The organism is Flavobacterium sp. RSSB_23 (genome assembly GCF_051547145.1).
Taxonomy (GTDB): Bacteria; Bacteroidota; Bacteroidia; order Flavobacteriales; family Flavobacteriaceae; genus Flavobacterium.
The window spans coordinates 42,015-66,664 of the sequence record NZ_JBPTTO010000008.1; the positions used below are offsets into that span (position 1 = coordinate 42,015).

Consider the following 24,650-nt stretch of genomic DNA (forward strand, 5'->3'; position numbering starts at 1 on the left):
CATGAAAAAAATTTTACTGGTAGCCTTACTTGTTGGTGGTCACTTAATGGCTCAAAATAACGCCTCACCATGTAAAATTCTTTCCAAAATAAATGCGTTACTTCAACAAGAGCATGTACAACCAAAACCGGTAGACGATAGTCTATCGGTTTTTATTTTTGATAATCTAATCAACGATTTGGATGCAGGAAGAAATCTATTTTATAAGTCGGAGTACGATACTTTATCAAAAAATTACCGTTTACAAATTGACGATTTAGTACAAAAAGACGATTGCCAATTCATTACAACCTTTGAAGACATTTACCAAAAAGCACTTCTTCGCAACAAATCGGTATTAGAAAAACTCAATAAAGATTCTTTAAATTTCAATACTCCTGACACCATCAGAATGTACAAAAAAGCCTTTCCTGTTTATATGACTGAAAAGGAGTTTGAAAAAATTTGGAGAAAAAAAATTCGCTTTGATGTCCTAAATGAAATTGCTGCAAGCAGTAAAAATCTTGATTCAATTCAATCCAATTTCAAATCACTGACCAATTATTACAAAGAAATTGTTATTCAAAATGAGCTATGTAAAATTAGTGCGCAACTAAAGAAAACAAGCAGTATTTCTGAAAAAGTCTTTGGTTTCTTTTGCACCTATTTTGACCCGCATACCAATTATTTTAGTGTCAATAGCAAATCGAATTTCGTTTCTTCTTTATCAAAAGAAAAGCTTTCTTTGGGTTTTTTAGTGTCTTTGAATGAAAAAAATCAAATCATCATTGAAGATATAGACCCCAATGGCCCCGCTTTTAAAAATGGAAAACTAAAAAAAGGTGACCAAATCATTTCCATTGCCAATGAACAAGAAACGCTAAAAGTCACTTGTTCCTCTTTAGAAGAAATAGGAGATTTAATTGTGTCGGATGCTAACAAAATCATCACGCTCACCATCAAAAGAAAGGGTGAAAAAAACTTTAGCGTCACCCTTGAAAAAGAAGTTTTAAAAGACGAACAAAATACCGTTTTTAGTTATATCGTTGAAGAGAAAAATAAAATTGGCTACATCAAAATCCCTAGTTTCTACTCCAATTTTGAAAGTAATGATAAAACTGGTTGTGCTGAAGACGTAGGTACCGAAATCGTAAAATTACAAAACGATGATATAGATGGATTGGTCATTGACCTGATGGATAACGGTGGTGGTTCTATGGAAGAAGCCATTAAATTAGCTGGTTTATTTGTTCACCACGGTCCTATTTCTATAGTAGTGGACAAAAGTCAAAAACAACAAATCATTCAAGACCCTTATCGAGGCTACTTATACAAGGGGCCTGTGATTATTTTAGTCAATGGAAATACGGCATCAGCTAGTGAGTTTTTTGCCACTATACTGCAAGATTACAACAGAGCTATGGTTATTGGAAGTAGTACCTTAGGAAAAGCAACAATGCAAACCATACTTCCAATTGATAATAATGAAGAGAACTTTGTCAAAGTAACGATTAACAAATTTTACCGCATTACAGGCAAAAGTCATCAAAGTATTGGCGTCCTACCAGATGTGCAAGTGCCAATACTCTATGAATCCATTATTCAAAAAGAAAAGGATTACCCTACTGCATTTAAAAATGATGTTTTACCAACCTCCATTCCTTTTACTCCTTATGTAAAGAATAAATTGATTCATCATTTGGCAAAAAACAGTGAAAAACGAGTAACGGCAAGTTCCTATTTTAACAATGTCGTTAGTATGAATAAAAGAATCGATGAATTGATTAAAAATCCGAAAACCATAATTCCAATGCAAATTGAAACTGTTTTTGAGGAACAAAAATTGGTCACTACATTATGGGAAAGCCTCAATTCTTTCAAAGATGAAAGTATTAGTTTGAATGTAAAAAACTGTTCGTTTAACGAATCGCTATTAAAAGTATACCCTTCTGAAAGAGCGTTAAAAGAGACACAAATTTTGGCCTTGAAAAACAATCACTACTTAAACGAAGCCATACAAATCATCAATGATTATTTTGTGCTAAAATAATCTGGTGCCTACTAAAATTACAACAAAAGAATTGAAATGAATTTGGTAAAATAAGGAATAACTGTATTTTTGCAGTTCAAAATATTTATAGAAATGGGAAGAGCTTTTGAATTCCGAAAAGGTAGAAAAATGAAACGTTGGTCTGCAATGGCCAAAGCCTTTACTAGAATTGGTAAAGATATCGTAATGGCAGTAAAAGAGGGAGGTCCAAACCCAGATGCCAATTCGAGATTAAGAGCCGTAATACAAAATGCTAAGGCAGCGAACATGCCTAAAGATAACGTAGAACGTGCGATAAAAAAAGCAACTGATAAAGATACTGCTAACTATAAAGAAGTGCTTTTTGAAGGCTATGCACCACATGGTATTGCGCTTTTAATAGAAACGGCTACTGACAATAATAACAGAACTGTTGCTAACGTTAGAAGCTACTTCAACAAATGTAACGGTGCGCTAGGTACACAAGGTTCGGTTGAATTCATGTTTGACCACACTTGTAACTTTAGAATTCCAAAAGAAGGAATTGATGCCGAAGAATTAGAATTAGAATTAATCGATTTTGGTGCTGAAGAAGTTTTTGAAGACGAAGACGGAATATTGATTTACGCTCCTTTTGGTAGCTTTGGAACCATTCAAAAAGAACTAGAGAATAGAAATTTAGACATTTTATCTTCTGGTTTTGAGAGAATTCCACAAATCACTAAAAAACTTACAGAGGCTGAAATGGCTGATGTTGAAAAATTGATTGAAAAGCTAGAAGAAGATGATGACGTGATGAACGTTTACCATACTATGGAAGAATAACTTTCCTATAGATTCAAAAAAAAAAAAAAAAAACTCCATTTTAATAAATGGAGTTTTTTTTTGCGGTAAGATTATTAAAATTATTTAACAAACTCTATTTTTTGCTCTTCTTCTTCGTTGACACTATCAAAAAAGCCTTGATCGTTCATCCAATCATCACTAAATACTTTGCTCATATAACGAGAACCGTGGTCTGGAAAAATAGCAATAACATTACTATCTTTATCAAATTCCCCTTCTTCTGCATATTGCTTTATAGCTTGCATAACCGCACCAGAAGTATACCCTACAAAAAGGCCTTCTTTTCTAGCCAATTCTCTAGTTGAATGAGCACTTTCCTCATCTGTTACTTTCATGAATTTATCAATAACATCAAAATCTGTAGCGGTTGGGATTAGATTTTTACCCAATCCTTCAATACGGTAGGGATAAATCTCACTGCTATCAAATTCTTTAGTTTCGTGGTATTTCTTTAGTACAGAACCAAAAGCATCTACCCCTAAAATCTTAATTGCAGGATTTTGTTCTTTTAAATATTTTGCCGTTCCAGAAATCGTCCCTCCTGTTCCACTACACGCAACTAAATGAGTGATTTTACCATTGGTTTGTTTCCAAATTTCTGGACCAGTAGACAAATAATGTGCGTCTATATTTAATTGATTGAAATATTGATTAATATAAACCGAGCCTTTTGTTTCTTCGTGTAGCCTTTTAGCAACATTATAATAAGAACGTTCATCGTCTGCTGAAACGTGTGCTGGGCAAACATATACCTTTGCGCCTAAACTTCTCAGCATATCAATTTTATCTTTTGACGATTTGGAGCTCACAGCAAGAATACAATTGTAGCCTTTAATAATACTAACCATTGCTAAACTAAATCCTGTATTTCCTGAAGTAGTTTCAATAATTGTATCGCCTGGTGATAGTATGCCCTTTCGTTCAGCTTCTTCGATTATGTATAATGCAATTCTGTCTTTTGATGAGTGTCCTGGATTAAAAGCTTCTACTTTTGCATAGAAATTACCTTCTAATTCCTGAGTAACTGTATTTAGCTTAATAAGTGGAGTATTACCTATTAACTCTAAAACATTATTGTAAGCATTTATTTCTTCTTTCATAAAAAAATAGTTAATCTAAGCTGTTAGCAACCCCTTAGATATGTTGCAAAACTAACAAAAAAAATCCAATTACTTTTTAATTTTCTCCAAATCTAACAAAAAACTAAACTCTCTGGCTAATTCTTTTAAAGATTCAAATCGGCCTGAAGCTCCTCCATGACCAGCATCCATATTAGTCACTAAGTACAAAACTGTATCATCATTTTTCATTGTTCTTAATTTGGCCACCCATTTTGCTGGTTCCCAGTATTGTACTTGCGAATCATGCAAACCTGTTGAAACAAACATATTAGGATACTTTTGCTTTGTCACATTATCATAAGGAGAATAAGACAACATATAATCGTAATACTTTTTATCATTTGGATTCCCCCATTCGTCGTACTCTCCCGTTGTAAGCGGAATACTATCGTCTAACATAGTTGTTACAACATCAACAAAAGGAACTTGAGCGATTACTCCATTATACAATTCTGGAGCCATATTTACTACTGCTCCCATAAGCAAACCACCTGCTGAACCGCCTTCAGCATATAAATGCTCTGCAGAAGTATATTTTTGTTGGATAACAAATTTTGAACAATCAACAAAATCAGTAAAAGTGTTTTTCTTTTTTAGTAGTTTCCCGTCTTCATACCATTTTCTTCCTAAATCTTCACCTCCACGTATATGAGCTATAGCATATACAAATCCTCTATCTAACAATGTTAATCTTGTCGAAGAAAAATAAGGTTCCATCGTATTTCCATACGAACCGTACGCATACAGTAACAATGGGTTTTTCCCATCTTTCTTAACAGACTTATGATATACCATCGAAATTGGCACTTTAGTACCATCTGCAGCCGTTGCCCAAACACGTTCTTCTATGTAGTTGCTTTTATCAAACTTTCCACCCAATACCTGTTGTTCTTTCAACACTTCTTTGGTTTTGGTTGCCATATTAAAATCGATAACCGAAGAAGGCGTTGCCATTGATTGGTAACCATATCTAAGAATGTCCGTATCAAAATCAACATTTGTGGTAGTATAAGCACTGTAGGTTTCGTTATCAAAAGGCAAATAATAATCTCCTTTTCCGCTCCAAGGCATGATTCTGATGTGATTCAGTCCATTCGAACGTTCCTCGACTACTAAATAGTTTTTAAATATTTCGATGCCTTCCAATAGAACATCTTTTCTATGTGGAATTAAGTCTTTCCAATTTTCTTTTGAAGTAGCATTTTCAGGCGTTTTCATTAATTTAAAATTAGTCGCCTTGTCTTTATTGGTTAACACGTAGAAAGAGTCTCCATAATGAGAAATGCTATACTCTAAACCACGAACTCTTGGTTGGAATACTTTGAATTCACCCTCAGGTTGGTCTGCATTCAAAATCCTATACTCACTAGTTAAGGTACTTCCCGAGCCAATTACAATATACTTTCTTGATTTTTCTTTGCTTACATAAACATTGAAAGTATCGTCTTTTTCATCAAAAATCAAGACATCATTTTTAGCATCAGTCCCTAATTTGTGTCGATATACTTTATCAGCTCTTAAGGTAACTTTGTCTTGTTGGGTATAAAAAATAGTCGCATTATCATTCGCCCAAACCGACCCTCCAGTTACATTTTCTATTTTATCTGAAAGAATTTCACCTGTTTCTAAATTCTTAACTTGAATAGTATAAATTCTTCTTCCTTTAGTATCTACTCCAAAAGAAGCGTATTTATTATCAGGACTAATACTAAGTCCTCCTAACTGAAAATAAGATTGTCCTTTGGCTAATTCATTACAATTAAAAAGAATTTCTTCAGCAGCAGTTAAACTTCCCTTTTTTCTAGAATAAATAGGATAGTCTTGCCCTTTTTCGTAACGTGTTATATAAAAATATCCGTTGTAAAAATAGGGAACCGACTGGTCATCTTCTTTGATTCGAGCTTTCATTTCTTCAAAAAGCTCTTTTTGAAATTCCTTAGTATCTGCCGTTTTAGCATTGTAATACTCATTCTCTTGATTCAAATAAGCTATTACTTCAGGATTCTCTCTTTCGTTTAACCAATAATAATTATCAATACGAGTATGATTATGTTTTACTAACGTTTTAGGAATAATTTTAGCTATAGGTACTTGTATATTTTCAGCCATTTTTTGTGCGTTTGCCATTGAAATTGTTAATGCAAAAATAACACAAAGCAAACCCAATCGTATCGATTTTTTCATTATTTTTTTTATTGATTATCAGTCAGCAATATAGTAAATTTGCCTCAACAATTTAAAAAAAATCAAAAATGGATTTAATGGGAATGATGGGTAAATTAAAAGAAACCCAACAAAAAATAGAGGACACAAAAAAAAGATTGGACACCGTTTTGATTGATGAACAGAGCTCAGATGGTTTATTGAAAATTACGGTTACAGCGAATACCGCTGTAAAATCAATCACAATAGCTGATGCGTTACTAGAAGACAAAGAACAACTCGAAGACTATTTGATTTTGGTACTCAATAAAGCTATTGCAAGAGCCAATCAAGTAAATCAAACAGAGTTAGATGCAGTTGCAAAAATGGATATGCCGATGATTCCGGGAATGGACAACTTGTTTAAATAATCAAAAAAAAGGATTTAAAGTACAACTCTAAATCCTTTTTTTTATGCTACAAACAAACGTTGCAAGGTTTCTATTACATAAGAATGCATTACTTCTCGGTAATCCAAATGCGTCACAATTCTTAGTTTTCCTTTTCCGAGTGAACTAATTGCGATGTTCTTTTGACGCAATTTTTCGATTAAAAGCGCATCACTTAAACTTGGAATCACTTTAAAAATCAAAATATTCGTCTCAACAGGCTCTACTGATTCCACCCAAGGCAATCGACTTAATAGCAGTCCTAATTCTTTAGCTCTGCGATGGTCTTCTGTCAATCGCATGATGTTATTTTCTAAAGCATAGATGCCTGCTGCCGCTAAATATCCTACTTGACGCATTCCGCCTCCTAAAATTTTACGAACTCTTAAGGCTCTATGAATGGTTTCTTTATCAGCCAACAAAACTGAACCAATTGGCGCTCCCAATCCTTTGGACAAACAAACTGAAATAGTGTCAAACAACTTTCCGTATTCCTTAGGATTTTGTCTTTTGGCTACCAAAGCATTCCAAATTCTGGCGCCATCCATATGAAACTTTAAATTATTGCTATCGCAAACTTGCTTGATTTGCTGTAAGGTTTCGAGATCGTAGCAGGCTCCGCCACCTTTATTTGTTGTGTTTTCTACACACACCAAACTTGTTTTGGGACTGTGATAAAATTCGGGGTCATTGATAGCTTCAGCGACTTGATTTGCAGTAATCATTCCTCTATTTCCATCCAATAAACAGCAAGAAACGCCGCTATTAAACGAAACTCCACCACCTTCATAATTGTAAACATGGGCATATTTATCAGCGATTAACTGCTCACCAGGTTGGGTGTGTAATTTTATAGCCGTTTGATTCGCCATAGTACCTGAAGGAAAAAACAAACCAGCCTCCATTCCAAACATTGCGGCTACACGTGCTTCTAATTCAATTACTGTAGGATCTTGTTTGTAAACATCGTCACCAACAACTGCTCTAAACATATATTGCAACATTTCTGGAGAAGGTTTGGTCACAGTATCACTCACTAAATTAATTTCCATAAGTAGTATTTATATCAGCCACAGCAAGCCCTTAGCTTGTGCTGTGGTATTTTTTTTATATTTTTGCAAAACAAAATTAATAATAATTTATGACAACTACCGAACAAATTAAAGGTATTGTGGAGCGCCTTGGTGCGTTGAGGAGGTATCTTTGACGTTGATGCTAAACTCATTGAAATCACCAACGAAGAAGAAAAAACTTTTGCTCCTGACTTTTGGAATAACGCAAAAGAAGCCGAAATCATTGTAAAAAACTTACGTAATAAAAAGAAGTGGATTGAAGATTATGACAAAGCTGCTTCGCTTACCGAGGAATTACAGCTTGCTTATGATTTTTATAAAGAAGGTGAACTTAGTATTGAAGAACTGGATGAACAATACACTTTAGCTGAAAATCATATCGAAGCTATTGAGTTCAAAAACATGCTTTCGGATGAAGGAGATACTCTAAGTGCTGTATTGCAAATTACTGCTGGAGCTGGTGGAACCGAAAGTTGTGATTGGGCCGAAATGTTGATGCGCATGTACATCATGTGGGGCGAGAAATACGGTTACAAAATTAAAGAACTGAATTTCCAAAAGGGCGAATCCGCTGGAATTAAAACCGTTACTTTAGAATTCGAAGGCGATTATTCATTTGGTTATTTGAAAGGAGAAAATGGCGTACATCGTTTGGTTCGCATCTCCCCTTTTGATAGCAATGCCAAAAGACATACTTCTTTTGCTTCGGTATATGTGTATCCTCTTGCAGATGACACCATTCAAATTGAGATTAATCCCGCCGATATTTCATGGGAAACCATGCGTTCAAGTGGAGCTGGAGGACAAAATGTAAACAAAGTAGAGACCGCAGTACGTCTGCGTCACCACCCTACTGGAATTATTATCGAGAATTCAGAAACACGTTCCCAATTAGATAATAAAACCAAAGCCATGCAGTTGTTGAAATCTCAATTGTATGAAATTGAATTAAAAAAGAAGCAAGCGCTTAGAGATGAAATCGAAGCTAAAAAAATGAAAATTGAATGGGGCTCACAAATCAGAAACTATGTGATGCATCCCTATAAATTGGTTAAAGATGTTCGTACTGGCCACGAAACAAGCGATGTTGACAGTGTTATGAATGGTAATATCGACCCATTTTTAAAAGCTTTTTTAATGATGATGGGACAAAAAGAAGAAGAATAATTCTTCGTTACACTAATAGAACGACTACTTTTAGAGGTAGTCGTTTTTTTTATGCCTTTTTCATACAATCGCGTATTTTTTCACAACATCCCTTTCTAATACGTTAAAAAATTAGGTATCGAGATTGTAATTTACTTTATTTGGAAAATAATATCATAAAATTCACATCTCATTTAATGAAAACCTATTCCATTCAAGAAATTAATAATGTTCTAAAAGGCTCTCTAATTGGCACATTATCCCAAAACATTACTTCGCCAGAACAATTAGACCTAGCCTCAGAAAATCAAATTTCTTTTATAGGTAATAAAAAATACGAAAAGTATTGGAGTACTTCAAAAGCAAGTGCCGCTATTGTAAATGAAGATATCAGCATTGAACCCGGCACAAACAAGGCCTTTATAAAAGTAAAAAATGCCGAATTGGCCATGTCTCAATTGTTGGCTCTTTTTGCTCCACCTCCTCCGCAATTTGATTTTGATGTACACCCAACAGCCACTATAGATGATAGCGTAATTTTAGGTAAAGGTGTCAAAATTGGTGCAGGCTGCTATCTTGGTCCCAATGTAATTATTGGCGATAATGTCACGATTTATCCCAATGCAACACTTTTAGATTTTTCAACTATCGGCAGTGGAACTACCATTTGGTCAGGAGTTGTAATAAGAGAACGTTGTCATATTGGTACCAATTGCATACTTCATCCAAATGCTACTATTGGTGCTGATGGATTTGGTTTTAGCTTTTGCAATGAAAAAGGACTAGTAAAGATTCCACAAATAGGAAATGTTGTAATTGGCAATAATGTAGAAATTGGAGCCAATTCATGTATCGACAGAGGAAAATTCAGTTCCACAATTATTGGTGACGGCTGTAAAATAGACAATTTAGTTCAAATTGGTCATAACAGTAAATTGGGACGTTTTTGCATAATGGCAGGTCATAGTGGTCTTGCTGGCTCTGTAACTTTAGAAGACGGAGTTGTCATTGGCGGAAGCGCCTCTATCAAGGACCACACTACAATTGGTGCTGGCGCGACTGTTGGCGCTGGCTCTGGAGTAACTTGCGATGTACCCGCAGGCAAAGTGGTATTAGGCTATCCAGCAATTGCTGCAAAAGACGCTCTAAGACAATGGGCTTTATTAAAACGATTAGTCAACGACACTAGAAAATAGACACCATTTTGAGTAATTCATAAAAAAGCAGATTTAATTTTCTGATTTTTTGCGTTATACACAAAAAAAGCAATTATTTTCTAACCAAATCATCTGTATCCTATACTATATTTCAATCCTTTTCGTAAATTAGCTTTCTTAAAAAAAACCAGCCACTACCATTATGGATTTAACCTTTAACCAAAACGAAGACCACAATAAGTTACTGTTGTCGCAATTGAAGCATAAATTTGCCAAAATCAAATTAGGAGGAGGTGAAAAAAGAATTGAAAAACTCCACTCCGAAGGCAAAATGACAGCCAGAGAACGAATTGATTATTTATTTGATTCCTCAAAACAAAGCATCGAAATAGGCGCATTTGTTGGAGAAGGAATGTACGCAGAACACGGAGGTTGTCCTTCAGGAGGAGTAGTTATCAAAATTGGATACATACAAGGCAAGCAATGTATAGTTGTTGCCAACGATGCTACTGTTAAAGCTGGTGCTTGGTTTCCGATAACTGGTAAAAAAAACCTAAGAGCACAAGAAATCGCGATGGAGAACCGACTTCCTATTATTTATTTAGTGGATAGCGCCGGTGTTTATTTACCCCTTCAAGATGAAATTTTCCCAGACAAAGAGCATTTTGGTCGTATTTTTAGAAACAATGCGCAAATGAGCAGTATGGGCATCACCCAAATTGCTGCAGTAATGGGAAGTTGTGTTGCAGGAGGTGCTTATTTACCCATAATGAGCGACGAAGCATTGATTGTTGACAAAACCGGCAGTATCTTTCTTGCAGGTAGTTATTTGGTCAAAGCTGCCATTGGTGAAAATATAGACAATGAAACATTGGGTGGAGCTACAACACATTGTGAAATTTCTGGAGTTACCGATTATAAAGCCAAAGATGACAAAGATGCTTTGGATAAAATCAAAAATATAGTTGGTAAAATTGGTGATTACGAAAAAGCAGGATTCAACCGTATTAAAGCTGAGCGCCCTGCATTGGACGAAAAAGAGATTTATGGAATTTTACCAAAAGCTCGTAACGAACAATATGATATGTTAGAAATCATCAAACGTCTTGTAGATAATTCTGAATTTGAAGCTTACAAAGAAGGTTACGGGCAAACCATCCTTACTGGATATGCCAGAATTGATGGCTGGGCAGTAGGAATTGTAGCCAATCAACGCAAAGTTGTCAAAAGTAAAAAGGGAGAAATGCAATTTGGCGGCGTTATTTATTCGGACTCAGCAGACAAAGCAACGCGATTCATTGCTAATTGCAACCAAAAGAAAATCCCATTGGTTTTCATTCAAGACGTTACAGGATTTATGGTTGGCTCAAAATCTGAACATGGCGGAATCATAAAAGATGGCGCTAAAATGGTTAACGCAGTATCCAATTCTGTTGTGCCAAAATTCACAGTGATTGTTGGTAATTCTTATGGCGCAGGAAACTATGCGATGTGTGGAAAAGCCTATGACCCAAGACTTATTTTTGCTTGGCCAAGTGCCGAATTAGCTGTTATGGGTGGAACGCAAGCTGCAAAAGTATTGGCTCAAATTGAAGCCTCTTCCTTGAAAGCAAAAGGAGAAGTCGTAGATACTGAAAAAGAAGCAGAATTATTTGAAAAGATTAAAGCCAAATATGACGAACAAGTTTCTCCTTATTATGCTGCTTCACGATTATGGACGGATGCTATCATTGACCCTTTAGATACCCGAACTTGGATTTCAATGGGAATTGAGGCTGCTAATCATTCCCCAATTGAGAAAAAATTCAATTTAGGAGTCATTCAAACATAAAAAAAAAGAGCTGATTTTCAGCTCTTTTTTTATTTATAATAATCAATTCATTTACAATGAATCAATACTTTCTTTACGCACTATTTTACCCGTTGCGGTCACTGTAAACTTAGGAATAAAAACGATATTTTTAGGTTTTTCATATTTATCCAAAACGCTAAAAACTTCTTCATCAATTGCAATTGGCTCTCCTTCAACGTAAAGAACCACTTTTTCACCCAACACATCATCAGCTTGTCCGTAAACAAAGTAACGTCTTGGAATATGTGTTGACAACTTCTCTTCGATTTTTTCTGGAATCAGTTTAATTCCTCCACTGTTAATCACGTTATCAAAGCGACCTAACCAAACAAATTGTGTGTCCGATACAATTTCAACAATATCATTGGTAACAATAGGTTCAGGGTTTATCTTTTTAGCATGCACCACCAAACAATTGTTTTCATTGCCAGAAACGGTAACATTTGGCAATACCGTAAACGCTCTTTCCCCTACTCTTTTAGCAGCAATATGCGTTATGGTCTCAGTCATTCCGTAGGTTTCATAAATTTCATTAGGCAATTTTACCAATTCTTGTTCTAATGACTTATGAATTTTTACACCACCAATTATGATTTTTTTGATGTTAGTTAGTTTTGCTAATGAATTTTTGGCTTGTAGAGGAACCATTGCGGCAAAATCATATTTAACATCATTATATTCTAATGGATGAGAATTAGGCTCAACAAAATCCATATCTAATCCCAAAATAAACGAGCGTACAAACATCATTTTTCCTGCCACATAATCAACAGGCAAACAATGCAAAACTTTATTTCCTGGATTCAAATCAAAAAAATCTCCAGTTGACAAAGCTGAGCTTACCATTGCTTCTTTTTCAACTCGAATCAATTTTGGCGCTCCAGTAGTTCCTGAAGTATTCATTTCGATATAGGTTTTATCATCGAACCAATCAATCAAAAAATCTCCAAGTGCTTTTTGAAAATCGGCTCCTTCTTTAATAAAAGAATAGGCAACCATACATAGCTGTTCACGGTCTAAGTGAACGCCATTAAATTTAAAATGATTATGTACATTCTTATATGTTACTGTTTTCATAGTAGTAGTAATTTATTCTAGTATATATTAAATTTTTATATTTCCTGTAAGTTTTTCTTTCCAATTATTCCATTTGTATTTCCTCCCAAAGATAAGCAAAAGTATCGGGTATATTAGCACTACTGGCAAGATAACATCAAATCCTAAGGTAGGTTCTGAAACATCTTTCAATATCGAATTCGTTTGAAAAGCAGTCCAATCAGAAGTAACCAACAAAGCGCCTATTAAGTTATTTGCTGCATGAAATCCAAGCGCTAATTCCATTCCCTCATCCATTAAGGTGATAATACCGAGAAACAGACCTGTGCCTATGTAAAAAATCATAATGGAGTTTCCTATTTTCCCAACTTCGGGATTAAACCAATGCAGTAAGCCAAAAATAAGAGAAGTCATTAGCAAAGGTGCCCATTTGTTCCGGAACAGATTAGCGAAACCTTGCATTAAGTATCCTCTAAAGATATACTCTTCTGTTGAAGTTTGAATTGGAATCAATACTATACCAATTAGAAATAGTACAATGAACGAGTCGAAATTGAAATTTACTTTAAAAAAGCTAGGATTCAAATACCATTCAATTACAGTAGTCATTACTCCTATTACGGCCCATAATCCAAAAGAAAAAAAGATACGTTTCCAATCTATTTTTGGTCTTGCAGTAGTTACAGATAGTATGGTTTGATTATGAAACAATCGAATTACCAAAAACATAGCACCTAATGCAAAAACAAAAGAAATCAACATTAAAAATAAAGTTGTATTGGAATCAAAGAAATGCATGACCTCTTCATTTGTAGAAGGAAAAGCGACCTCTTTATTAATGGCTTTAAAATAGATTGCAATTAACATGGGTAATTGACCAACAGATGATGCTATAATCACAGCAAGTGACCCAAGTAAGTACTTATAGAAATGATTTTGGGGAGTAACTCCTTGTTCTAAAAACATAGTATTAACAGTTTGTTAAATAGATTTACAATATAGTTAGCATACATTTGCACTCCCTAAAAGTACCTATTTATTTTGCATTAACTATACAAAAAAATCAAAAAAATGTTACAAATTTTTCATAACAATCGCTGTGGCAAATCTAGAAATTGCCTATCAATGCTTGAATCTTCTGGAAAAGAATTCGAAATCATCTCGTATTTAACAACACCTCCAACAGCAGCAGAATTAAAAGGGATATTAGAAAAGCTAGGCATAAGTCCAATCGATTTGGTTCGACAAAAAGAAAAAACTTGGATTGACAATTTCAAAGAAAAAGACTTTACAGACGAAGAGCTCATTAAAATAATGATTACCAACCCAATACTAATTGAAAGACCACTCTTAATTTCTGAAGAAAAAGCAATAATTGCCCGAGATGAAGAGAAAATCATCAACTTTCTTAAAAAATAATCTCTTTTTTTAACAAATTTTTACCATTTGTCAATGAAACCTATTACCCTTTTACTAGTCTAAAGGTGTAAATAAAAATAAAAAATGAAAAAACTTACCAGTACCATTACCCTATTATTATTCTGTTTTAGCTTATTAGGCTACGCACAACCAGGCAAAGCCAAACTAAAAGTTACAGGAAAAGTAATCGAGAAAAATTCTAAGCAACCTCTTGAGTACGCAACAATTACGCTGAAAAATACCGCCAATCCAAAAATGATTGCAGGTGGAGTAACCAATAACAAAGGTGAATTTACCATAGATGTAAGCTCAGGAACATACGATATCATTGTTGAATTCATCTCTTTCAAATCAACTACCATTAAAGAAAAGAACATAACAGAGAACCTTTCATTAGGCACAATTGGTTTAGCAGAAGATGCCGCACAATTGAACGAGGTAGTAGTTCGTGCAGAAAAAACAACGGTTGAAATTAAATTAGACAAAAAAGTATACAACGTAGGTTCTGATTTAATGGTAAAAGGAGGAACAGTAAGCGATGTGTTGGACAATATACCTTCTGTAGCAGTAGATGCTGAAGGAAACGTAAGTTTGAGAGGAAATGAAAACGTAAGAATCCTTATTGATGGTAGACCTTCCAATGCTATTAATATTACAGAAGCATTACGATTAATTCCTGCTGATGCTATCGAAAAAGTAGAAGTTGTAACCAATCCTTCTGCTAGATACGATGCTGAAGGTGGTGGTGGTTTATTGAACATCATTTTAAAGAAAGGAAAAAACCAAGGTTTTAACGGAACTTTTATAGCCAATACTGGTTACCCAGATAACCATGGTATAAGCGGAACTTTGAATTACAAAACAGAAAAATTTAACTTGTTTACTACTCAAGGTTACAATTACAGAAACAATCCTGGTAATGGATTAACCAATTCAAAATACTTCAATACAGATGGTAGTGTAAAAAACTACGTTTATGAAGACAGAAGCAATGACCGTTTTAATAATGCCTACAACGGTACTGCCGGTATAGAATGGTACATTGACAAATCAACTTCTTGGACCAACAGCATCAATTACCGAAAAAGTAATGGTAATAATGAAGATAATGTATTCCAAGACAATTATGACAAAGATTTTGTATATGAATTTACTCGTAACCGTTTAAACAAAGAAGATAGCGATAGCGAGAATTTCGAATTCGCTTCTAATTTTATTAAAAACTTCAAAAAAGAAGGACATAAGTTGAGTGTTGACATCTCTATTTCTAGCAATAAAGATTTGAATTCGGCTTTAATTAGTGATAAAACAACAATTGACCCAGTGGCTAAATTGGATGATTCCCGAAACAATCAAGATCAGAAAAGAAACTTATTTGTGGTTGACTATGTTTTACCGTTAGGAAAAGGACAACAATTTGAAGCGGGTTACCGAGGTGACTTTACAAATTTAAACACCGATTATGCCGTAACTAGCAATGGCGTTCCTGTTGATATTTTTACCAATTTTTTAGAGTACAAAGAAAGAATAAACGCTTTCTATACGCAATATGGTGTAAAAGTAAACAAACTCTCAATGCTTTTTGGTTTGCGATATGAAGATTCAAATATTGACATCAATTTCCTTAAAACAAATGATTTCACTACAAAAAAATACGGCAACCTCTTCCCAAGTGCGTTTTTTACTTATGAATTGTCCGATAAAAGTAGTGCTTCTATTAGCTACAGTAAACGAATTCAAAGACCAAGAGGTCGTTTCTTAAACCCTTTTAACAACTTCTCGAGTAACATTAATATTTTTGTTGGAAATCCTGATTTAGATCCTGCGCTTACCGATGCAATTGATTTTGGTTACATTAAAAGATGGGAAAAGTTAACTTTAAGCACATCATTGTATTATAACACTACTAAAGATGCCTTCCAATTTGTTAGACGCGACTCAGGGGAAACTGTTAATGGTATTACTGTAATTGAATCATCACCAATTAATCTTGGTACAGAAATGCGAACTGGTTTTGAAGTTAACTTAAATTATTCTCCTTACAAATGGTGGAAGTTGAATAGTAATTTTAACTTCTTTGCCGTGCAAACTCGTGGCGATTACGAATACACAACTTCAAAAGGAGAGATTATTGTTCAAAATTTTGATTTTGATGCCACTTCTTGGTCTACCCGATTGACTTCTAAAATTACTTTACCAGCCAAAATAGATTGGCAAACCAACTTAACGTACAACGGACCACAAGATAACGCACAAGGAAAAAGATTGGGGATTTTGGCTATGAATTTAGGCTTCAGTAAAGATATTTTAAAAGACAAAGCTACCGTTGCCTTTAACGTAAATGATGTTTTCAATAGTAGAAAAATGATGTCTGAAGTTCTAATTCAAAGAGTTGAATCCTATTCAGAAATGCAATTTAGAGAAAGACAGTTTACGCTTTCTTTTACTTATCGTTTCAACAAAGCTAAAAACGAAAGAGAAAAGCCTAAGAAAAATATGAACGAAGGTGAAATGGAATTCCAAGGTTAAACCTAGATACTGGATTAAAAGAGAGACTCGTGAAAACGAGTCTTTTTTTTGTTTATCCATCAATCGTATGCATAAAAAAAAGGACTCGTTGCGGAGTCCTTTTTTTATAGAGATAATTAGATTATACTAATTCTTCTTCTTGCTTCTGTTTTGCTTTTTTCTCTTTGTATGCTTCCCAAGATGCTCCACCTACCCAATAGGAAATGAAACCAACTAAGAAAAACATTAACCAAAATCCCATTGTTAGGATGGTTAAGAAAAGTAAGAAGCCTAAGTACTGTGAAAATTCAAACATGTTTTCCGGAATTTTGAATGTTGCGACAAATATAGTGGGAATATTTTTTTAAACCAATAAAATCCTTAAAAACTCCACTATATTTTTAAATCTATTTTGCCTTGGCTCAAGACTGCGCTATACTATTGCTACTCAATAAAAACCGACTACTTTTTTGCAACAAAATCTTGCAAATAGCTAAAACGTTCTGTTAACACACCGTTTTCAGTCATTTTTGCCCTTGCCAAAATTCCATCAGCATCATTATTAAAAAATGCTGGAATCACGTGTTGCGTAAACATTTCGCCAAAACCTTCACTCGCATCTTTGGGTAATTCACAAGGTAAATTATCTACAGCCATCACGACAATTGCGGCTGGATGAAAAACATCAACCTCTTTGTTTTCGCTTGGCAAATAACCATACAAGGGGTCTTCTATAGTTGAAGCTCTCAAAGTACAAGCAATAGGACCATTGACATCACAAGAAACATCGGCTACTATTTTGATCGCACAATCATTGGCTTGTAACATTTTCTGAGATAAAATTTGAGGCGCAGCATTGGCGTGAAAATGCCCCGAAATATAAATATCTGCTACTTTCGTAAAACGCTCAAAATCGGACTCATACTCTGAAGGGTTTTTATTAAAATCTTTAGTATCTAATTTTTGACCATCCATTCGTTTATTGTACTCTAAAACATCAATTTGAGTAAATACGGGTTGCGTAAATTTTTTGGTTAAAAAATTTTCAACAGAAACCTCTTTGATTTTCATTGCTAATAGCATCTCCTTCACTCCACTGCCTACTTTTCCTGTACCCGTAACTACAATTTTTATAGGAGGAATGATTTGTCTTTTTACTTGCTGTACCAAAGCCTCTCTACCTTTCAAAGCCGATGCTTTAGGCATTTTAAACAATTCAAATTTAATTCCAAAAGCACGAATGGCATTATACGCTCCTACGATACCTGCATAACGACCAAAACCAATTAGTCTTTTATTCGCAGCATCAACGATGGTTTCATGATCGTATAATTCTATGTTTTTCTCTAAAACGGCTTGCAATAACTTTTGATTGTAAGGTTGTTTTTTGATGGTATGCGAAAAAAAGAAGTATTTTTTATTAGGAATTAAAGCTTCTACAGGAACTTCTTTTACACCAAATAAGACTTCGCAGTCGGACAAATCATCAGTAACTTCGATTCCTAAGTTTTGGTATTCTGCATCCGAAAAAATACGAATATCAGAAGGCTCTACTTTAAAAGATACTACAGGAAATTGTTCTTGAATGGTTTTGATTTCATTGGGAGAAAAAACAACTCTTCTATCTGGTGGGTTTTTTCTTTCTTTGATAATTCCAAACTTCATTTTTATAGTATTTAAATTACGTTATTATTTAACTTTATTGAATTTATTTGTTACAAATATAACAATATAATCGAAAAATAAGCATTTCCCATCTATTATTGTCAAAATGCATTTACATTAATTATTGAACTCCAATACTCTAAACTGAAGCCTTATTTTTATGAGGATGAAAAGTGAGATATTTTGAAAAAAACTAGAATTAAAAAGCAATTGATTCTATATATTTGTTTTTTTCAATTTTCCAACAAATGACTCTTATTAAAAAAGCAAATATAGCACAATTACTTGTCCTTTCTTTGGCAATTACCTCCTGTGCAAAAGAAATAAAAAAAGTAGAATTAACCGATGCACAGCTCCCTAAAAACGTACTTCCGATACTCAAACCAGCTGCAAAAGATAGTACTGAATTAACAGCCACTTATATTCAAGAAAAAAGAGCAAAAATTGACGCTTTTTACAAAAAAAACTGGCCCAATAACACTATGAATGGAAGTTTTTTAGTGGCTCAAAATGGCCAAATTATTTATGAAAAATACAATGGCTTAGCGAACCTTAGGGATAAAGATACTATTACAAGCGAAACCCCATTGCACATAGCTTCAGTAAGTAAAGTTTTGACTGCGACAGTTATTTTGAAATTGGTGAATGCAAAACGATTGGATTTAGACCAAAAAGTAACCACTTTGCTAGATCGATTCCCTTATCCTGATGTTACCGTGAGAACCTTATTAAATCACAGAAGTGGGATACGCAATTATTCGTATTTTACAGACAGAAAGGCCAATATTTGGGACCGACACAAAACGTTGACCAATCAGGATTTATTAGATTTGATGGCAACCAAAAACATAGGTTTAGAATTTAGAACAGACAGTCGTTTTGCGTATTGCAACACTAATTATGCGATGCTTGCTTTAATTATAGAAAAAGTTACCCAACTTTCTTATATAGAAGCCATGAACAAAATGCTGTTTCAACCTTTGGGCATGACACATTCCTTTGTTTGTGACATCAAAAAAGATAAGAAAAGAATTGTACCTTCTTACAAAGCGAATAAAGTAGAAATCGGTATCGATTATTTGGATGGCGTTTATGGAGATAAAAACATTTATTCCACTCCTAGAGATTTGCTCAAATTTGATTTGGCAAGAAATGCTAAAAACTTCTTGGAGCCAGGATTATGGGAACAAGTTTTTAAACCGTATAGCAATGAGCGAAAAGGAACCAAAAACTATGGGCTTGGAATTAGAATGATCAATTGGGAAACCGGTCAGAATTTTTATTTTCACAATGGTTGGTGGCACGGCAACACCTCTTCCTACATAACTTTGCCAAAAGAAAAAGTTACCATTATTGCTTTATCCAATAAAATGACTAAAAACACCTATGCGGTTAGAAAATTAGCAACTTTGTTTGGCGATTATCCTTTCAAGTTAGACGACATAGAGTAAAAAAGCCTCTTTTAAAAAAAGTGAACCCCCTTCAGAGATCAAATGAAGGGGGTTCTTTTGCAAAAAACTAATTCAATTACTAATTCGAAATGATCATTTTTGAAGTAAGCACTTCACCAGATCTAATCACTTTCACGATATAATGGCCAGGAACCAAACCATTGGTTGTTGTTCTAATTCTATTCGCCCCTTTTTCAGATTTCACTTCTATATTTTTCTCTTCATTGCCACTTAAAGAAAAAATACGAATCGATACCTTGTCCTCTTTTTCACTATCAAACTCAATATTAAAATCTTCTCTTGCAGGGTTAGGATACACAGCTATTTTTTTGGAAGTTGTATCATTCTCAACCACAACAGTATCTTCATTGATTGCCTCTTTCAAGGCTATAGCTTTGGCTGCAGAAGTTGTAATGTTTAAGGTGTAATCTTCTGTCTCACCATAGTTGTATGTCCCACAAGGAGAAGTAATCGAATTGTAACTAACAATAACACGCATTCTTACTGCACCTGTAACCGCAGAAGCAGGAGCTGTGATTGAAGGTGTTAAAATATTTCTACTAAAAATACTGTATACTTCCTCACCAGCATCAGTAAATAAACCGTTGTTGTTATAATCTATATAAACTTTCCAGTACAAACTTCTTCTAGCACTATAACCTGGGGTCAATGTTAATGTAGCTGCAGTTCCTTTAGTTATTGTAGCCGATTGCGCGGAGAAATCAGCATAACCTCCGTTGATTCCAGAAGCATTGTTTATCGTTCCGATAGCTACTTTATCAATCCATTCACTAGTAGCACTATTTCCTTTAGAGGCACAATAAGTAACTGTTGGTGTTCCTCCTGTAGTTGTAAATGAAGTTGTTCCAGCCGAAGAAGCTCCCGATGTACAATTTCCAATTACCTCCACATTATACGCTGTTCCTAAACTAAGTCCCGATAATGTTACTGATGTAGCAGTCGTATTTGACAAAGTGGTCCAAGTAGTGGCAGCTGTTGTTTTGTAACGAACCGTGTAGCTTGTTGCCGCAGTTGATGACCAAGAGATGGTTGCACTAGTATTAGTAATTGCACTTGCCGCTACTCCTGTAGGAGTTGCACAAGAAGTTGTTCCTCCTGGAGGTGTACCGCCAAGTGTTTCTGTCAAAGTACCGCTAATTACTTTGATATTACCCCAAGAGATTCCAGTTCCCGAAGTCGTAACCCAATTGTTTAAATCAAAAGTATTGGAACCAGCGGTATTACCTGGAATCTTAACAATCTTAACCCCTTTTCCGGCATTATTCCAAGTTAAAGGCGTTCCGGAAACAACCGTTTCTGGAGTTGAATTCGATTCGATTTGGTAGAAATAAGCAAAACTAGCTGTAGTTGGAGCAAAAACGCGCGCCAATCCGTTTTGGTCGATACATACTGCTGTTTTTTCAAATACGCCAATTCCTTTTGCATTCAATCCAGCGCCTAAATCTTTCCACATTCTAGCTAAAAAAGTCGTTTGTCTTCCTCTTCGGTCAGGATTATCATAATGTGTATCTGTAATTACATTGGCCAAGTATGGACTGGACAAAAAATCATTTACACCTATTGTAACTCCGCTAGCGTAAGGATTTGCTAATGCTTGTGCAGAAGTAACACTAGAATTTGCTGCACTATAATAGTATTGTCCCAAAATAGCACAGCCCGCACTAGTTCCACCAACTGGTACTTTTTTGGTATTGATTAAATAATTGATTGCGTCTTCTACTGGGGTATCTTTCCAGTAGGAAACATAAGTCGCTTGATCGCCACCAGCAATAAATAGCGCTTCTGCATTTCTGATTTTGGTCGCTATCGCTGCAATACTTGCTTTTGCTCTAGTATCTATAATTATCGTCTCTACTGAATTTACTGGCACACCCAATTCAGAATACATATAAGTATTATAACCATCAGTTCCCGCGGAACGCAAAACAACCACATCTCCTCCTCCTGCTTTTTGAAACATCCATTTGATGGCATCATCGTTATCTGTTCCACCTCCCATTAAACAAATTCCCCCAGTGGTAGTTGTGGTTACATCTGTAGTACTCCCTACTTTCCAACTTGTGTAGGTTTGTGCTTGAACTGTAAGTCCAAAAAACAAAGCAAAACCTAAATGCCGAAGGCTTTTTAAAGCAAAATAATTTTTTCTCATAATAAATGGTTTTTGGTTAATTAATTTTTATAAAAATAACAATTAAAAAACAAAATTCATTTTTTTATCTTAAAATTAAAGTCAAATTTATTATTTTTACCAGATTAACAAAAAAAGCTATTTAACACCCTATTCATTTGAGTAATTCTTAAAAACAATAGCTATTTAAAACTAAATTTTCTATATAATGCCTCAATAAGAATAATTTTAAACAAAAAAGAATAAAATAAAACTATTTATTACTACATACAACCATTTAAAAGTCAAACATCTAAAAACCACTTCTTGAATAAATACACACTTCTTATACCATAGAAGTCCTTTGTAGCGTCGATTTTAATAGCAACAAAAAATTTTTATTTGGCTATATTAGTTTATATTTGCAGTCCAATAAATGGGGTCGACTGGTTTTGACAGCAAGTCGAATTGAAAAGTAAGCACGTCGAGCATTGAGACCTTGCTCGTAAATATAAGATCTCACACTTTTACACGGCGAAAATAACTACGCTTTAGCTGCATAATCCGAATTATAGTACGATTGCGCCACGTTCCTACAAGGTAGGAAAGCTGGATTCTCCTTGAAAGCCTTGGTTTGTGGCGGTCAGTACAGGGGAACCGTAAAAATAAACCTAGATTTCCATAAGCTTCGGGTGGATTTCGAAACTAAGAAGATAAGTGTTGAGTGGTTGTTTCTGACCTAGCTCAACATCGAAAACCCAATCAGGAAATAAGCGTGTAGAAAGCCTTTTAGTTGCTTGTTTGGACCCGAGTTCGATTCTCGGCGACTCCACTTTTACAATTTCAAATCAGAGCAAAAGCCTGTAAATCGTAGGATTTACAGGCTTTTTTGTTTTGGCTACAACTCAAATAATTATTGATAAATACAAAAATCATCCGTAAGCCATAAACGAAACCAACTACTTCTACCCTATCTAACCCAAAATATACCTTAAAGAATTTAGAGCAATGTTTAGCATCAACAAAGAACTAGCTCTTCAACTTGCTTGACATATTTTTGCCCAATCAATGCCACTCCAATCGAATCCGTAAGCAAAAACTTGTCCATAAAAAATTGCGAACCGCCCAACACTAAAGTGTAGTCTTAGCTAAAAAGGAAGTAAGGACAAGAAGATTTTGCGAGATACTCCAACCAATCACAACAATACATCAATCCAAAGCCAACTAAAAACAGCCAAAACAGTACCAATCAACCCCTTCGGCAATCACTGCAACGTGGTGACCGAAATCCTACTAGCACGCTAGGAACATTTTGCAGCCAATTAATCCATTACACCTATCCTCTTCAAACCAAATGCAAGAGATAAAAGATACTCCCCGATGCACTAGCACACAAGCCCTCACATTCCCCACGTACGGACAGGTCGTGATCGATCCTTTTTGCATTTTGCTCAATCTAGACAGATTCATACAATTTCAAACTGTGAATACATAAAAGACGTAATCATCAAATAACTACTATGAAAACTGACCATTGCGCTATGTCTCTATTTTGATAAATTTTATGCTATTTTATTGCATTTGTTGATAACAAACAGTTGGTTTAAGGTTTTCCTCATTTTTCTTTCGTTTGCTTTTTAGTATGTTTGTCAATAATTAAAGTAAAGAAATGAATGCAAAACCTTTTTTAAAGTGGGCTGGTGGTAAAACACAATTGATAGGAGATATAGAAAATGTATTGCCGAAGAAATTTATTGCTAATAAATTCACATATATTGAACCGTTTGTTGGCAGTGGTGCCATTTTATTTTGGATGTTAAATAACTTTCCAAAAATCGAAAAAGCAGTTATAAATGATATTAATTCAGATTTAACAAATACTTATAAAGTAATAGCATCAAAACCAAATGAACTAATTTCTTTATTAAAAGAATTCCAATCAGAATATCATAACATAGATACTGATACTGTACTCAAAAGAGAATACTATACAGCTAAAAGAACATTATTCAATACACGTTCAACTGATAAAGAAACACAAGCTGCATTATTCATCTTCTTAAACAGAACCTGTTTCAATGGTTTGTTCCGTGTAAACAAAAGCAATGCGTTTAATGTTCCAATTGGAAGTTATAAAAAGCCAATGATTTGCGATGCTGATAATTTATTAGCAGTTAGTGAAGGACTTCAAAAAGTAGAGATATTGACAGGTGATTATCAACAAACGCTTTCTCATGCTGAAAAACCAGCGTTATTTTATTTTGATCCACCATACAAACCTTTAAACAAAACTTCAAGTTTTAATTCGTATTCTAAGGATGAATTTGATGATAACGAACAAATTCGTTTGAGAGATTTTTGCAAAACCTTAAATAACTTAGGACACAATTGGATTTTAAGTAATTCCGATGTGAAAGGCAAAGACTTAGAAGATAATTTCTTTGATGATATCTATGAAGATTTTAATATTAATAGAGTTTTTGCAAGAAGAAGTATCAATGCTAATGCTGATAAATTTAATATGGGCGTTTCCCAAAAGGGCCAGGCTTTCCGTTCCAATCTTTTGCTTTTTAAAGAAAAAAGCAAAAGGATTTCCTCTACAATACTTAACGCAAAACTATCTGCTTAA

The 24,650-nt window shown here is 34.5% G+C and carries 18 protein-coding genes and 1 other RNA gene; 11 read left to right on the forward strand and 8 right to left on the reverse strand.

Features of this window, described 5'->3' with window-relative positions; all coding sequences use genetic code 11:
• The first annotated feature begins 1 nt into the window (after position 1).
• Together ACSVH9_RS12485 and ACSVH9_RS12490 are read left to right on the forward strand one after the other, a co-directional pair.
• Entirely contained in the window at positions 2-2,029 is a 2,028-nt protein-coding gene (locus tag ACSVH9_RS12485; protein WP_438064005.1) for a S41 family peptidase, read from the forward strand.
• Between the two features lie 93 nt (positions 2,030-2,122).
• The gene (locus ACSVH9_RS12490; protein ID WP_159684256.1) at positions 2,123-2,833 is read left to right on the forward strand and encodes a YebC/PmpR family DNA-binding transcriptional regulator; all 711 of its coding nucleotides are present in this window, start codon (positions 2,123-2,125) and stop codon (positions 2,831-2,833) included.
• A gap of 80 nt (positions 2,834-2,913) precedes the next feature.
• Here ACSVH9_RS12490 and ACSVH9_RS12495 read toward each other — a convergent pair whose 3' ends face one another.
• Both ACSVH9_RS12495 and ACSVH9_RS12500 read right to left on the reverse strand, forming a co-directional pair.
• A complete protein-coding gene (locus ACSVH9_RS12495) occupies positions 2,914-3,954 on the reverse strand; it encodes a PLP-dependent cysteine synthase family protein (RefSeq protein WP_438064006.1) in 1,041 nt (346 codons plus the stop codon).
• A gap of 69 nt (positions 3,955-4,023) precedes the next feature.
• The gene (locus tag ACSVH9_RS12500) at positions 4,024-6,084 is read right to left on the reverse strand and encodes a S9 family peptidase (RefSeq protein WP_438064007.1); all 2,061 of its coding nucleotides are present in this window, start codon (positions 6,082-6,084) and stop codon (positions 4,024-4,026) included.
• A gap of 143 nt (positions 6,085-6,227) precedes the next feature.
• Between ACSVH9_RS12500 and ACSVH9_RS12505 the strand changes: the two genes are divergently transcribed.
• Positions 6,228-6,548, forward strand: a complete 321-nt coding sequence (locus ACSVH9_RS12505; protein ID WP_438064008.1) for a YbaB/EbfC family nucleoid-associated protein — start codon at positions 6,228-6,230, stop codon at positions 6,546-6,548.
• Between the two features lie 41 nt (positions 6,549-6,589).
• Here ACSVH9_RS12505 and ACSVH9_RS12510 read toward each other — a convergent pair whose 3' ends face one another.
• Positions 6,590-7,618, reverse strand: coding sequence for a threonine aldolase family protein (locus tag ACSVH9_RS12510; RefSeq protein WP_159684243.1), 1,029 nt, complete (start codon positions 7,616-7,618; stop codon positions 6,590-6,592).
• A gap of 89 nt (positions 7,619-7,707) precedes the next feature.
• On the opposite strand from ACSVH9_RS12510, the gene prfB reads away from it, so the two are divergent.
• The 3 genes from prfB (at position 7,708) to ACSVH9_RS12525 (ending at position 11,773) form a co-directional block, all read left to right on the forward strand.
• Positions 7,708-8,806, forward strand: a protein-coding gene (prfB, locus tag ACSVH9_RS12515) for a peptide chain release factor 2 (RefSeq protein ID WP_298297384.1) whose coding sequence is annotated in 2 segments (ribosomal slippage) — positions 7,708-7,770 and positions 7,772-8,806 — 1,098 coding nt in all. Because the reading frame shifts where the segments join, the coding sequence is not laid out codon by codon here.
• Positions 8,807-8,982: 176 nt separating this feature from the next.
• Positions 8,983-9,981, forward strand: a complete 999-nt coding sequence (gene lpxD / locus ACSVH9_RS12520; protein ID WP_438064009.1) for a UDP-3-O-(3-hydroxymyristoyl)glucosamine N-acyltransferase — start codon at positions 8,983-8,985, stop codon at positions 9,979-9,981.
• Between the two features lie 163 nt (positions 9,982-10,144).
• Positions 10,145-11,773, forward strand: coding sequence for an acyl-CoA carboxylase subunit beta (locus ACSVH9_RS12525; protein ID WP_438064010.1), 1,629 nt, complete (start codon positions 10,145-10,147; stop codon positions 11,771-11,773).
• Positions 11,774-11,824: 51 nt separating this feature from the next.
• On the opposite strand, the gene ACSVH9_RS12530 is transcribed toward ACSVH9_RS12525, so the two are convergent.
• Together ACSVH9_RS12530 and ACSVH9_RS12535 are read right to left on the reverse strand one after the other, a co-directional pair.
• Complete coding sequence (locus tag ACSVH9_RS12530; RefSeq protein WP_438064011.1) at positions 11,825-12,871, reverse strand: AMP-binding protein; 1,047 nt, start codon at positions 12,869-12,871, stop codon at positions 11,825-11,827.
• Positions 12,872-12,898: 27 nt separating this feature from the next.
• Positions 12,899-13,816, reverse strand: a complete 918-nt coding sequence (locus ACSVH9_RS12535; RefSeq protein WP_438064012.1) for a CPBP family intramembrane glutamic endopeptidase — start codon at positions 13,814-13,816, stop codon at positions 12,899-12,901.
• 105 nt (positions 13,817-13,921) lie between these two features.
• Between ACSVH9_RS12535 and arsC the strand changes: the two genes are divergently transcribed.
• Together arsC and ACSVH9_RS12545 are read left to right on the forward strand one after the other, a co-directional pair.
• Positions 13,922-14,269, forward strand: a complete 348-nt coding sequence (gene arsC / locus ACSVH9_RS12540) for an arsenate reductase (glutaredoxin) (RefSeq protein ID WP_438064013.1) — start codon at positions 13,922-13,924, stop codon at positions 14,267-14,269.
• A gap of 84 nt (positions 14,270-14,353) precedes the next feature.
• A complete protein-coding gene (locus ACSVH9_RS12545) occupies positions 14,354-16,798 on the forward strand; it encodes a TonB-dependent receptor domain-containing protein (protein WP_438064014.1) in 2,445 nt (814 codons plus the stop codon).
• 121 nt (positions 16,799-16,919) lie between these two features.
• Here the strand turns inward: ACSVH9_RS12545 and ACSVH9_RS12550 are convergent, their stop codons facing one another.
• Together ACSVH9_RS12550 and ACSVH9_RS12555 are read right to left on the reverse strand one after the other, a co-directional pair.
• Positions 16,920-17,093, reverse strand: coding sequence for a hypothetical protein (locus ACSVH9_RS12550; protein WP_024981741.1), 174 nt, complete (start codon positions 17,091-17,093; stop codon positions 16,920-16,922).
• A 146-nt stretch (positions 17,094-17,239) separates the two neighbouring features.
• The gene (locus ACSVH9_RS12555) at positions 17,240-18,442 is read right to left on the reverse strand and encodes an NAD(P)-dependent oxidoreductase (protein WP_438064015.1); all 1,203 of its coding nucleotides are present in this window, start codon (positions 18,440-18,442) and stop codon (positions 17,240-17,242) included.
• 248 nt (positions 18,443-18,690) lie between these two features.
• Here ACSVH9_RS12555 and ACSVH9_RS12560 point away from each other — a divergent pair, with 248 nt between their 5' ends.
• Positions 18,691-19,893, forward strand: coding sequence for a serine hydrolase domain-containing protein (locus ACSVH9_RS12560; protein WP_438064016.1), 1,203 nt, complete (start codon positions 18,691-18,693; stop codon positions 19,891-19,893).
• 79 nt (positions 19,894-19,972) lie between these two features.
• Here ACSVH9_RS12560 and ACSVH9_RS12565 read toward each other — a convergent pair whose 3' ends face one another.
• On the reverse strand, positions 19,973-22,063 hold the full coding sequence (locus tag ACSVH9_RS12565) for a GEVED domain-containing protein (protein WP_438064017.1): 2,091 nt from the start codon (positions 22,061-22,063) through the stop codon (positions 19,973-19,975).
• Between the two features lie 396 nt (positions 22,064-22,459).
• On the opposite strand from ACSVH9_RS12565, the gene ssrA reads away from it, so the two are divergent.
• Together ssrA and ACSVH9_RS12575 are read left to right on the forward strand one after the other, a co-directional pair.
• Positions 22,460-22,856, forward strand: a transfer-messenger RNA (tmRNA) gene (ssrA, locus tag ACSVH9_RS12570).
• Between the two features lie 834 nt (positions 22,857-23,690).
• Complete coding sequence (locus ACSVH9_RS12575; RefSeq protein ID WP_438064018.1) at positions 23,691-24,650, forward strand: DNA adenine methylase; 960 nt, start codon at positions 23,691-23,693, stop codon at positions 24,648-24,650.